Consider the following 12,276-nt stretch of genomic DNA (forward strand, 5'->3'; position numbering starts at 1 on the left):
CCTTATTGGTGCAAATGAATCAATTGAGTATGTATTTCAACAGCAAAATACTGATTGAATGATTGAAATGAATTAACCTTGGGCCATTCATTTGGTTGATTGGACATCCGGCTCATTGCCGTTTCAAATATTGGCTTATAGTATTTTTTCAAAAAAGGTTTAATTTCTTTTAAGCTTGAAAAATTCTTTACCATAACTGTTGAGTTTTCAACCAGCTGAGATAGATTAACCCGCTCCATTACTGTCGCTAACTCATCTTGATCTTCTACGGCAGACTTAATCCATTTTAAAAGCATGGTACGAGGCTTGATATTCAATAACTGATGACCATCAGTTATTGCTGGTTCCATCAAAATAATATGGGAGTGCAACTCAAACTTGAAACAACATAAAAAATCCAAAAAACTGGCCTCAATTTCATTTCGTGCATTTGCTCCTAACCAACGACAAATTTCATGCCGGAACATGGTTGAAAAATGCTTTTCAATTTCATTTAGCGTTGCTTCGTCAGAATTTTGCTTTGCAATAACATAAGCGGTGCTGTCCGTGTGTAATGTTTTTAAACTGGGCAAATCATGTTCTGGTAATTGTGAAGCAAGAAACGATAAAAAGACTGTGGTAGGCTTTAATACCACTATCTCCGATTGTCTTTGATGCATGACGATCTCCCTGATTTAGTAAACTCATCCTGAGTACATCCTGAAAAGAAATCTACATCTTATCTTTGAGTTGGTTAGATACTGTTATCAAATCACGAGTGAAATAATCTATTATTCCAATTTATAATGCTGAACAATAGAACCCTCTTCTTCAGTCTAAATTGCCATCAAGATTCTTTCAAGAGCAAAGCAGAGTTTTTTATTATAACAGAGCGTTACAAACAATTACTTCATCTGTTTATACTAACCTGAAGACACAATAGACTGATTCCAGAAAAAATAATCCAATTTTTTTAAGTTCAGCTTGACAGACATCTCTATATCTATATGCTTCATTTTTTAACTCCAGGTTCTGTCCTATGAAACTACTGGGAAAAACTATACTTGCTGCTATTGTCTTAATATTACTTGCGTTTATAACCCTCTGGATACTCGCTAAAAATATTAAACCCGAAACCATCAAGCAATTAGTCAGCAATCAAATCACAGCCCTTACACATAAGAAAAGCCAAATTAATGGTGATATTTATTGGCAAGTCTTCCCAAGACCCGGATTAAAATTCAGCAAAATTCAAATTGGTGATGAAAAAAGCAGGGAGAACTATTTTTTATCTGCGGATACCATGCTGTTGAATTTACAAATTACCCCATTGTTAAAGGGAAATTTTGTTTTTAGTGAAATTAATGTGGATGGGTTAAAATTACAAATCAACCAGGATATACCCCAGGCAACTCAATCCCCTACTGCAATAACTCCAAATAAAAAAGAATTGTCCAGCCATCAATTTGCAATTCAAAGTTTATCAGTCAATCATGGTCAATTGATTATAAATAATAACGGACGCTCCACTGTATTTAAAAACATTCAAATTGGTATTGAACAGTTTAATATTCAAAAATCTCCGTTTCCAGTTCAAATCAAAGCCAGACTTACCGAAGCAGCACCTGTTTCAATAGCTAAAGCGAACATTAATTTTAAAGGAAGATTAAGTCTTGCACCCTCATTTTTAAATGAATTACACAATGGAATTGATAACTCATCAATTGAAGGTCAACTTTTTATTCAAAATATTTTACTCAATCAATTTGCAATCAGTAAGCTCAATACTACCCTTAAAACACATAAAACCGGCATATCATTTAACCCACTCACTCTTTCTCTTTATGGTGGGGAATCTATTGGTGATATGGATTATACACTAGCCAACCAAGAATGTTCACTGAATCAAACAGCCACCAATCTTGATGGCAAACAATTAATGACTGCCCTAATAGGTCATGAAGCAATCAGTGGTAATCTTGATTACTCCATTCATGCAACGGTCCCGTTGAATAAACAAGGACTTGATAATATTAACGGTAAAGGAACGATTACGATCAAAGATGGTGAACTATATAACATCAACCTGAATCAAATGATCAGCAATATAAAAGAGCAATTAGATAACCTGATGAAAGGAGCTCCATCAAAGCTTCCCAAAACATTACAATTGTCAGGGTGGGAAAAATCCGGATCAGGCAATACTCCCTTTAAATTAGCGAATATCCAGTATCTAATACACAATGAACACATTACGAGCGAATCCTTGCTCTTGCAAACCGATAAATTACAAGTCAATGGTGAAGGGAATATCAATTTATCAACCCATGAATTAAATGCCAAACTAAAAGCTGTTTTAAACAGTAACTCAACAGACAGTTCCATGCAGAAGGTTCAACAGGCTCTCGGAGGTTATTTTCCTTTAAATGTATCAGGAACCATTGAGCATCCATTAGTGCTTCCTGATATTAAAATAATCAATCCTCTGCTAAGTCATTTGTTGATTAAAACCACATTGGAACAACCCCTGAAGAAAATTGAAGGCACATTAAAAGAGTTTATACGTTGACCAATCAAGTAATTCAGGAACAATTTAGCCGTCCCCTGCTTGCATGGTATGACGTAAACGGCCGTAAAGATTTACCCTGGCAATCTCCACGGCATCCATACCGCGTATGGATTTCTGAAATAATGTTACAGCAGACTCAGGTGCAAACAGTTATTCCCTATTTTAATCGCTTTATGCAACGATTCCCTACTGTTGATGAGCTGGCTCAATCTGCAGAAGATGAGGTGCTCTCATTATGGTCAGGGCTTGGATACTATAGCCGGGCAAGAAATCTGCATGCCACTGCAAAAATAATCAAAGAGCGCTATCAAGGGATATTTCCAAGGGATCTGAACACGTTGATCACCTTCCCAGGCATTGGCCCTTCAACAGCAGCGGCGATAATATCGCAAGCATTTAATGAACCAGCAGCAATTTTAGATGGTAATGTAAAGCGGGTTTTAGCACGGTATTTTTTAATTAAAGGCTGGCCAGAACAGGCGCAGGTAAAGAAAACTTTGTGGGAGTACGCGAATTTATGCATGCCAACAGAACGCTGTGCTGATTACACTCAGGCAATAATGGACTTGGGGGCAACCTGTTGTACGTCCAGAAAACCAGATTGTATTCGCTGTCCTCTAAACTCAACATGTCTTGCTTATAAAAACGAAGAACAAAGCCATTACCCTGAAAAAAAAGTTAAAAAACCAACACCGGTCCAGTACCAGCAATTTCTTGTTCTCCATGACCAATATAAACGGATATACCTGGAAAGAAGACCTCCTACGGGATTATGGGGTGGTTTATGGTGTTTCCCCAGCCTGAACATTGATGATTGTCCCCTGGAATACATCCAGCGCCATTATGCATTAAAGGGAGCTACTCCAAGACAACTGATGACCTTTAAGCACCGATTTAGTCATTTTCATCTGGAAATTAAAGCACTGAGTATTAAAACTCAAACTACGAATCAACACATCGCAGAAACTACAGGTTTGTGGTTTCCCAAAGAACAACTGGCTTCCCTCGGTTTAGCCAAACCGACCAGTCTTATCCTGGCACAACTATTCGATCTTCATGAATTTCAGTAAGGCTAATTTGAGTTGATCTATATCCTATTACTCAATCTCGTATTATCATCAAATAAATCTTAATTTTGAGTTCCTCAATGAATACTATCCTGATATTAATCATTAGTTTTATTGCTCTCCTATGGGCAGCTAATCATTTAGTAAGCGGTGTTTCAGGATTAGCAATTCGATATAACCTGTCACCATTGATCACTGGATTAACAATTGTTGCCATAGGGACGTCAGCACCTGAAATTGCCATTTCCATTCTTTCCGCTCTTAAGGATAAAAATGATCTAGCGATAGGAGACGCCATTGGATCTAACATTGCTAATATCGGTTTGGTTTTGGGGATTACCATACTGATTAAACCAAGTACAATGAATTACACCGCCCTAAAAAAAGCCTATCCCATCTTGATTATCACCATGCTTTTCGCATACAGCTTAATACTTGATGGATTTCTGGGTAAAACTGATGGCTGTTTATTGCTTATTGCGTGTATTGCAGTTATTTCTTTTTTTATCTATCTGGCGAATCACGCCCCAAAAAGAGATCCCTTCTTCAATGAATTTAAAGCAGCTGTCAATTTAAATCGCTCCATTGGCTCCAATCTGTTAAGTACAATTCTAGGCTTAATCATTCTGCCTGTAAGTGCAAAATACATTATTGTGAGCTCTACCACTATTGCTCAATGGTGTGGTGTAAATGAAGTTACCATAGGATTAACAATTATTGCTTTTGGAACAACCCTTCCTGAATTAGCAACATCAATCACGGCAGCCTTAAAAGGTGAAGAGGATATCGCTATAGGTACAATTCTAGGATCCAATATCTACAATCTTTTATTGATATTAGCTTTCCCGGCACTAATTAACCCTGCAAAAATCAGTACCATTGTTTTATGGCGAGATATGCCTGTATTGATAGCTCTTACTGTTCTGTTAGTATTTTTAAATTATCATTACAAGAAGAAACTGTCTCCGTGGCATGGCGGGATACTGGTTTTGGTTTATTGTAGCTACATTGTTTCTTTAATTCTTAAAGCCCGCGTTTAAAATTGATTTGACTTGATTGAACGTTCATTGGCCTCCCTTCAATCTTCATTTTATTCCACATAGATACCAGGGACTTTTGGCTTTGGTTCTTTAACCTCTGCCTAGAGCGGCTTGTCCCTGATCAATCCTCTATTTGTACGTTATCCTCAACGCGAAAGCGGGGTTCCATGTCCCAATATGGGGTTGTGCTTGTTTTTAGGATGGAACTACGCTCTTTCAATTAGCCTTAAATTAAACTTGGTAAAGATAAAGCTCGACGTACCGCGGCATGTCCTCGGTACGTCGTCGTTTGCAGCTAACTGAAAATATGAATGCTCAACAGCCCCTAGAATAATATCTTTTCTACTGGATAATTCTGAAGTTTTTTACTCTGGAATATCTTTTTCTTCTCCAGACTACCGCGTTCAAGAATTTTAGTTGCTACCACGGCATCCGGTTGGCCAGCCTCAGCTGCCATATTAATCCAATACCATGCTTTCTTTCGGTCCTCGACTACACCCTGGCCATAATAATACATATACCCTATTGCATATTGAGCATCAGGCTGACCTTTTGCTGCTTCAGGCTTTAATCGAATGAATGCTCTTCTGTAATCCTGAGCCTTAAAACTCTGTATCCCTTCATGTAAATTATATGCGCTCGAAATACAGGCAGCCAACAGCGGAATAAAAATTAATATTAATAATAACCTGGATATAGATCTCATGCTCTTTATTCCTCTTTTAAAGGCTTTGCTACAGGCTCAAAGGTTAAATCATTTTTAGGCAAACTTAAACTCTCCAGATTACCATCCCTTTCGACAAGGACCCCTCCAGCCATAATTCGTTTGATAACTGCTCCACCAGGAATTTTATCTCCGATTTTATAAGTTTTTTCTTCACCACTGGAGGAACGGATAATAACCTGCGATTCGTCTGTTTTATCGGCTAGAAGTATTCCGACCAGACTGACATTCAACATGGATTTTTTAACATTGCCTTCATTTAAATCATTAGGAACATAAACACCAAACATGGAAGAGTTCAAAATATCGCGAAATGAATCCTGTTTTGCTCCTCCTGGAGGTGTAGTTTCTTGTTCAGAAGCTTCACTGGTTTTAGAGTATGGAATTAAAATACTGGCGAATTCTATAATAATTAATATTGAAAAAAGTGAAATTAAACTAATGATGATCCATTTTGCATACCTGGCTGACAGTAAATAATGAATATCAAATTTCATATGCCCATAACCCTGTTATTTTTTAAAGATGCGAACTCATTCATTCTATGCTAAAAATTACTATAAACCCAAGATAATTAGGTATGTACCCATCCTAGCATAAATTATTGGATCTTTATCTAAAGTGGGTATAAACCTGCCAATAAAAACCGAATTATTTCAAGGATGATGAATGAATAAAGAGCTGCTCCCACCTCATGTACAGTTGGCTGTAATGTCACGTGAATATGTTGTTTCAAGAGCCATACATGCTATTGCTCACCTTGGATTAGCAGACCATATGTCCGACCAACCTAAATCAGTTATAGAACTTGCACAATTAACTGGAACGATTCCTGATCTTTTAGATCGTTTATTAACTTTTCTCACGGATTATGGACTATTTATCAAAGAGGGCGAAGCCTATGCCCTTACATCATTATCTTACCCGCTAAGACAGGACAACCCCAATTCTATAAAAGATATATTGGGTATGTTTGATGAATCTTGGTGGCAAGCTTTTTCTCAATTGGAAACCAGTTTAAAAACAGGTATTCCTGCATTCAAATACCAACACGGCACTGAATTTTATGAATTTATGAATAATAATCCTGAAAAAAAAGCAGACTATGAAAAAGGAATGGCAAAGCTTTCAAAACGGGATGATGACCTTATTGCCCAACACTTTGATTTTGGACAATTTTCAACGCTGATCGAGCTGGGTTATGGCAGAAAAGGATTAGCTGAAGCAATTAAAAAACACCACCCCGATGTACAGATAGACATCAATCCATTTATTCCCGAGTTAATTAAAAAAGAACATGACTCTTCTTTTTCAAACCTTCCTAAAGCTGATGCCTATATTTTAAAAGGAATACTGCATGATTTTAATGACAAGATCATTGCTAAACTGCTTAAAGACATCCGCAATTCCATGAAAAGCAAGGGTTCACTTATTATTGCCGAACAAGCCATTCCCAATAATCATGTACCTCATACTAACAAAACCATGGACATCATCATGATGGTGTTAGTAGGAGGCAGACAAAGAACCGTAAACCAATGGTGCGAATTAGTAGAATCAACTGGTTTTAACTTAAAATTAATCACTCCGACTGAGGGCATGTTTACCCTGATAGAGTTCCAAAATTAATGAGGATGCAGCATCGATTGAAAAATACCTTGTGGATCAAATTGATTTTTTAAATCAATCCAGGAGGTATGCCGCTCACCAAAATGATTTTCCCAATAGTGTTCTGGCAAACTAGTCCCCAAAAAACCCGACAGATAACGTTTGCCACCCAACTGAATAAAACGTTTATCCAAATCTTGAATTGCCTGTAAACAACTGTCTTTAAGAGGTGAAGGTACGCCTGGGTTCAAAATCATAAAAGAACAAATAGAATCATCTTCAGGGAGCATCAAAAACCCCCCTTTCTTTTTAGCCATAGGTACTACATGGACGAGACTGGCGTAATGTACAGGTAATTCCTGAAGTATTGAAGGAAGATGCTCTTTTAACACGGCAGTAGAGATAAAACACTCATACCAGGGATGATATAAATCCCATTGTCCTAACATTTTCATGACTTCAAATCGGGAATTATGCCTTAAAAGATATGCTGAGCTATACTCCTCTTGAGTATTGATAACACGCCAGGGATCCAGATTGGCAATTACATCACTCAGCTCGGGACTGTTTTTTTCATATTCAACAGAAAGATGCAATCCATAAAGCCACTCCACTAGGGGAACGCGTTTATCTCCAGCTAATTTTGCGCCCTGGATAGAAGGAGAACAAAACATCTCCATATAATCTACGGTACCTTTTGCTTTTTCTATATCGATAAACCATTGCTCCTGATCGGTATAAACCAGACAAACAGTTTTAACCAGTGCTTTTATTGGACGTAATTGAATACAGGCTTTAGTAATAACCGCAAAGCGTCCCTGCCCTGAGAGACAGGCCTGAAATAATGGCGAATTACTCTCAACAAGGTGTTTCACACCCAAACCATCAACTACCTCCAATGCCCGAACATGAGCATTTATAGCCCCATATTTAAAAGAAGAAGCGCCTACTCCACCTGCCGACAATACGCCCGCTATGGATAAGTTACAATTATAGGGTAATACAAAAGGAGCCTTATTGTTTTGTAATGTTACTTGGAGCAAATTGGCCCAACTGGTATTTGCCTCAACCCAGATGGAATCATCAGTCATTTCCAGAGGATTCATAAAATGTTGCATTGAAAGAGTTAATCCACCCGGAACGGGTAAAGACTGCCCACATTGACTCAATCCATTCCCACGAATAGTAATTGGTAATTTGTGCTGATTTGCAAATAAAATCATTGTTTGTAATGCATCTGTAGTCTGAGGAATAAAAACAGCGGCGGGAGGCGATTGAATTAATTTACCAAAATCCTGACTAAATGAAACAAGCGTTTGCTCATCACTGAGCAACGCTTGTCCTGTTTCATATTCATACTGCTTGATTTTCTCTGTATTCCACTGGTTTAATGACATGTTGATTCCTTTCTTTTGCTTGACCTAATCGTTTGTTACATGCAAGAACCAATCCATCAAACATCTTGTTAAACGCATCGTAGCAGCGATCTATCATTTTTAATGCTTCACGACGGGTACTGATAGGTAATTGCACTTCGTATATTCTTTTCTCCATTTCTTCTTCGAACAAGGCATGAGCCAGTTCCACTTCCAGGTGTGAACTTGAGAAATATTTCAGATTTCTATCTTGTCCTGTTTTTTTAACTTGTTTCACTACTTTTTCGAAAAACACATGTCCAGAAGATTCCAAAGTCAAGAGTAACGCAACGTTTAACCGTTCATCGTCCAGTTTATAAATTTCTGACATGATGGCATAAGCTGCGTCTCGGATTAATTGTGAATCTTTACTGTATAACCAGGCTACATCATCCCGATCGCAGGATTTATCATTACAAAATTCACTCATGTATTTTTTATCACTCAAAAACCATTTTTCGTGACCGGCATCTTCCAGACGATGGTGACGCGCTACTTTCTTTAGATAGGGATCTTTTACTCGTTCCTCATTAATACGTAATATATCTTGAAAGGTCATTGCCCAAAAGGTTAATTCTGGTACAAAATAACTGATTTCTTCCAAACTGTTTAACTCTTCTAATATATTAAAGAAGGGATGATTCACAAATTCATTTTGTTTTGAATCGATGTATGCTTGAATAGTTTTCATGACTGACTCCGTGTAAAAATAATTTCGACAAAATTACAAGTGCAGCCATCGTGCCAACTTTTTAATCAAAATGCTCAAAATTAACACTGTTTTATGCAGTTATTTTATTATTTCCGCTATTAATCCTCAGGTAGCGACAAAATAATGTCCCTGAATCTTGGCTGCACGACAAAATTTTGACCAATAAATCTCTTTAAAATTAATGATCTATTTTTAACTAAAATAATTTCGCCAATTTTTTGTCATAATCAAGCATTAAATTATCCACTTCATGCCAATTTAACTCCTTAACATCAGTTATTGAACAACAAATTTGGTCTAAAAGCCGAGTTTGAATCTCCCCAAGCTCTAATGCACGAGAATAAGGGGTATTTGTAAACATAACCAGGACATGTTTAGAGACATAACGTTCAGGATATCGAGCCATTAACTCCCGCTCTACCTGTTTTTTTAAAATAAACTCAGGGTTACGAATATCGGAATGAATTTCATGGTAGTTATCCATAGACATTAGCGCAACAGCATCAGTATTCACTTTTCTTTGCTCATAAAAAACAGGCATGACTCGAGACCAATCATCATGATGCTGTTCGAGCAACTCATCCAATATGCGGCAATCCTCAAACGCACTATTCATTCCTTGACCAAAAAAAGGAATAATTCCATGAGCGGCATCACCTATTAATAAACATTCATCACGATAATACCAAGGAGTGCACTTTATGGTGCTCATATATCCAGTCGGATTTCCAAAAAATTCACTGGCCAGGTTGGGCATGGCTTTAAAGGCGTCAGGAAATTCTTTCTGAAAAAACGCAAATAAACGTTCTTCATTATCCAAAACAGCAAAACTGTCTTTGCCTTCATTAGCCAAAAACAAAGATCCGGTTATTGAATCGTCTGGATTTGGATTACCTAAAAGCATAAAGGAATCACGCGGCCAAAGATGTAAATGTTCCCGAGCCATTCCTACAGTATGTGTTCTACTGATGGACAACTCCTTGTAACTGTGTGATAGAAACTCACGGCTTGCCGTTACAATTCCTTCATTTTTCAGTGACTCTCTAACATGCGAAGGAGCTCCGTCTGCCCCAATTAATCGTTGATAACTGTATTCAACAGGACGCCCCTCTTTAGTCTCAAACTTAAGTTTTTTATTCTGAACATCCAATTGCAATAACTTCATATCAAAGTGCAGGTGAATATTAGGAGATTGATCTGCTTTATTTAAGAGTAATGCATTCAAATCCGTGCGAGATATTGCATTAATGTATTCATTTTCATGACGACCAAAGGGCTGAAAATGAATATCTCCATTTGCTTCATGTATCGCTCGTGCACGCATTGGCACCATGATTTTGTTCACTTCGTCCATTAAATCCATTGCCTTCAGGCCTGTAATTCCACGGCATGATAAAGCAAGATTTATAGAACGACCGTAATCAATTGGGCTCTTACGTATATCAGAACGCGACTCAAACAACTCAACTTTATAGCCTCGCCTGGCCAAATATAATGAGCAAAGTGTTCCTGCCAGCCCAGCGCCAATAATGGTAATCTCTTTCATCATTTCTCCCTATAAACCCATAACCCCATCCAACGTCCAGTGTTTGGGCCAAGCCCTGATGGAGGTATTGTATACACTTGCTGAATACATTATTCGTGCGTAGTTCAACAATCAACAGAATCACTATCCATAATTCTCCAATAAACGGCAGCATGGAAATTAATCCACGTACTGCCTGTGCAAATTAATAAACAGTACATTCTCAAACTTCTTGAGAAAAATAAGAAACTACACATTATCTGAAAATGTACCGAATCAACTCGTCATATTAAATTCCATCTTCATTAAGGCCTGTTGACAATTGCAACGTACTCCTTCAATAAAACTTCAAATCAACAAAAAAATGAGCCTATAGCTCAAACTGTGCTATTTTGTAATTCAATCAACACTAATGAAGCAAGAAATATACCGATTTATATATTGGATGAGATCTCCTAACAGGTACTCATTATCGGTGTAGTCATGCAAGACATTAATGCATCCAAAATAAAACTAAAGAATTTCTCGATGATCGCATAAGAATTAAGATAACAACCTGTATAATACATCCCCATATATCCCAATTGAGAAAACACACTTGAATCACGAGAATCAAACACCTTATGAGCAACTCAATCCCAATGTCATTCTGGACGCGATTGAAAGCACTGGTTTTATTTGCACAGGAAGCCTGCTGGCGCTCAATAGTTACGAAAATCGTGTTTATCAAATAGGGATAGAAAATGAAGAACCCATCATTGCGAAATTTTATAGACCTCATCGCTGGAGTTCGAAAGCGATTCTAGAAGAACATCAGTTCGCACTTGAATTAGTAGACCATGAAATTCCCATCATTGCCCCCCTGAATATAAACAATGAAACACTACACCATCATCGTGATTTCAGATTCGCCCTGTTCCCCAGACGTGGCGGGCGCCCCCTGGAGTTAGATAATAATGAACAACTTGAATGGATGGGACGGTTCATAGGACGTTTACATGGGGTCAGTGCGTGCAAGTCATTCCAACATCGCATCCAATTGAATACCCAAACTTATGGCATTGAGCCATACGAATTTCTCCTGAAAAACAACTTTATTCCGGACTATCTAGTAGATAATTTTTGCAGAACTGTTGAAACGGTCTTACAAAAAATTGATGAACTATTAAAATGCGTAGGCTCAATAGATCAAATACGCTTACATGGCGATTGTCATGCTGGAAATGTGTTATGGAGTGAATCAGGTCCCCATATTGTAGACTTGGACGATTGCCTCATGGGTCCTGCGATACAGGATATTTGGATGTTGCTTTCAGGTGAACCGAAACAAATGGAAGTGCAGCTAACGAAGATTTTACAAGGGTATAGTGAATTTCATGACTTTAATCTACGTGAACGCCATTTGATCGAAGTATTACGTACTTTACGCATGCTGCATTATTCAGGATGGCTTGCAAAACGCTGGACCGACCCCGCATTCCCGCAGAGTTTTCCATGGTTTAATTCGCCTGTATATTGGCAAAACCAGGTGATGAATCTCAATGAGCAGATTGAATTACTGGATCAAATTGAATGTTAGCTTATACGAAAAATGAATAACAATTGGTATTCAACGCGAATTATGTATAATAAGTTAG

The 12,276-nt window shown here is 37.7% G+C and carries 11 protein-coding genes; 5 read left to right on the forward strand and 6 right to left on the reverse strand.

What is annotated here, in order from left to right; translation table 11 throughout:
- Nucleotides 1–2 precede the first annotated feature (2 nt).
- Nucleotides 3–659: a hypothetical protein gene (locus IZU94_RS07880; protein ID WP_203109658.1), complete on the reverse strand. Its 657-nt coding sequence runs from the start codon at nucleotides 657–659 to the stop codon at nucleotides 3–5.
- A 359-nt stretch (nucleotides 660–1,018) separates the two neighbouring features.
- Here IZU94_RS07880 and IZU94_RS07885 point away from each other — a divergent pair, with 359 nt between their 5' ends.
- From IZU94_RS07885 to IZU94_RS07895, 3 genes are all read left to right on the forward strand, one after another.
- On the forward strand, nucleotides 1,019–2,548 hold the full coding sequence (locus IZU94_RS07885; protein WP_203109659.1) for an AsmA family protein: 1,530 nt from the start codon (nucleotides 1,019–1,021) through the stop codon (nucleotides 2,546–2,548).
- Entirely contained in the window at nucleotides 2,545–3,618 is a 1,074-nt protein-coding gene (mutY, locus tag IZU94_RS07890) for an A/G-specific adenine glycosylase (RefSeq protein ID WP_203109660.1), read from the forward strand. The genes IZU94_RS07885 and mutY overlap by 4 nt, the downstream gene beginning before the upstream one ends.
- Before the next feature lie 77 nt (nucleotides 3,619–3,695).
- Entirely contained in the window at nucleotides 3,696–4,655 is a 960-nt protein-coding gene (locus tag IZU94_RS07895; protein ID WP_203109661.1) for a calcium/sodium antiporter, read from the forward strand.
- 325 nt (nucleotides 4,656–4,980) lie between these two features.
- Here IZU94_RS07895 and IZU94_RS07900 read toward each other — a convergent pair whose 3' ends face one another.
- Nucleotides 4,981–5,361 carry a tetratricopeptide repeat protein gene (locus IZU94_RS07900; RefSeq protein WP_058473094.1) on the reverse strand — a complete coding sequence of 127 codons (381 nt, stop codon included), beginning with the start codon at nucleotides 5,359–5,361 and terminating at the stop codon, nucleotides 4,981–4,983.
- Nucleotides 5,362–5,366: 5 nt separating this feature from the next.
- Nucleotides 5,367–5,876 carry a type II secretion system protein N gene (locus IZU94_RS07905; protein WP_203109663.1) on the reverse strand — a complete coding sequence of 170 codons (510 nt, stop codon included), beginning with the start codon at nucleotides 5,874–5,876 and terminating at the stop codon, nucleotides 5,367–5,369.
- Between the two features lie 172 nt (nucleotides 5,877–6,048).
- Here IZU94_RS07905 and IZU94_RS07910 point away from each other — a divergent pair, with 172 nt between their 5' ends.
- A complete protein-coding gene (locus IZU94_RS07910; protein WP_203109665.1) occupies nucleotides 6,049–7,008 on the forward strand; it encodes a methyltransferase in 960 nt (319 codons plus the stop codon).
- Here the strand turns inward: IZU94_RS07910 and IZU94_RS07915 are convergent.
- The 3 genes from IZU94_RS07915 to IZU94_RS07925 form a co-directional block, all read right to left on the reverse strand.
- On the reverse strand, nucleotides 7,005–8,384 hold the full coding sequence (locus IZU94_RS07915; RefSeq protein WP_203109667.1) for an FAD-binding oxidoreductase: 1,380 nt from the start codon (nucleotides 8,382–8,384) through the stop codon (nucleotides 7,005–7,007). The two genes, IZU94_RS07910 and IZU94_RS07915, sit on opposite strands and share 4 nt — an antisense overlap.
- Nucleotides 8,341–9,093 carry a hypothetical protein gene (locus IZU94_RS07920; protein WP_203109669.1) on the reverse strand — a complete coding sequence of 251 codons (753 nt, stop codon included), beginning with the start codon at nucleotides 9,091–9,093 and terminating at the stop codon, nucleotides 8,341–8,343. Before IZU94_RS07920 ends, IZU94_RS07915 begins: the two co-directional genes overlap by 44 nt.
- 217 nt (nucleotides 9,094–9,310) lie before the next feature.
- The gene (locus IZU94_RS07925) at nucleotides 9,311–10,660 is read right to left on the reverse strand and encodes an FAD-dependent oxidoreductase (protein WP_203109790.1); all 1,350 of its coding nucleotides are present in this window, start codon (nucleotides 10,658–10,660) and stop codon (nucleotides 9,311–9,313) included.
- A gap of 577 nt (nucleotides 10,661–11,237) precedes the next feature.
- Here IZU94_RS07925 and IZU94_RS07930 point away from each other — a divergent pair.
- On the forward strand, nucleotides 11,238–12,218 hold the full coding sequence (locus IZU94_RS07930; protein WP_203109671.1) for a serine/threonine protein kinase: 981 nt from the start codon (nucleotides 11,238–11,240) through the stop codon (nucleotides 12,216–12,218).
- Nucleotides 12,219–12,276: the final 58 nt, after the last annotated feature.

The sequence above is a fragment of the Legionella bononiensis genome (genome assembly GCF_016786215.1).
Lineage (GTDB): Bacteria > Pseudomonadota > Gammaproteobacteria > Legionellales > Legionellaceae > Legionella > Legionella bononiensis.

What these genes read in the sequence shown, in the direction of transcription:
- IZU94_RS07880 (WP_203109658.1), bottom strand. Translation starts at nt 659, where the DNA reads ATGCATCAAAGACAATCGGAGATAGTGGTATTAAAGCCTACCACAGTC.
- IZU94_RS07885 (WP_203109659.1), top strand. Translation starts at nt 1,019, where the DNA reads ATGAAACTACTGGGAAAAACTATACTTGCTGCTATTGTCTTAATATTA.
- IZU94_RS07895 (WP_203109661.1), top strand. Translation starts at nt 3,696, where the DNA reads ATGAATACTATCCTGATATTAATCATTAGTTTTATTGCTCTCCTATGG.
- IZU94_RS07900 (WP_058473094.1), bottom strand. Translation starts at nt 5,361, where the DNA reads ATGAGATCTATATCCAGGTTATTATTAATATTAATTTTTATTCCGCTG.
- IZU94_RS07905 (WP_203109663.1), bottom strand. Translation starts at nt 5,876, where the DNA reads ATGAAATTTGATATTCATTATTTACTGTCAGCCAGGTATGCAAAATGG.
- IZU94_RS07910 (WP_203109665.1), top strand. Translation starts at nt 6,049, where the DNA reads ATGAATAAAGAGCTGCTCCCACCTCATGTACAGTTGGCTGTAATGTCA.
- IZU94_RS07915 (WP_203109667.1), bottom strand. Translation starts at nt 8,384, where the DNA reads ATGTCATTAAACCAGTGGAATACAGAGAAAATCAAGCAGTATGAATAT.
- IZU94_RS07920 (WP_203109669.1), bottom strand. Translation starts at nt 9,093, where the DNA reads ATGAAAACTATTCAAGCATACATCGATTCAAAACAAAATGAATTTGTG.
- IZU94_RS07925 (WP_203109790.1), bottom strand. Translation starts at nt 10,660, where the DNA reads ATGAAAGAGATTACCATTATTGGCGCTGGGCTGGCAGGAACACTTTGC.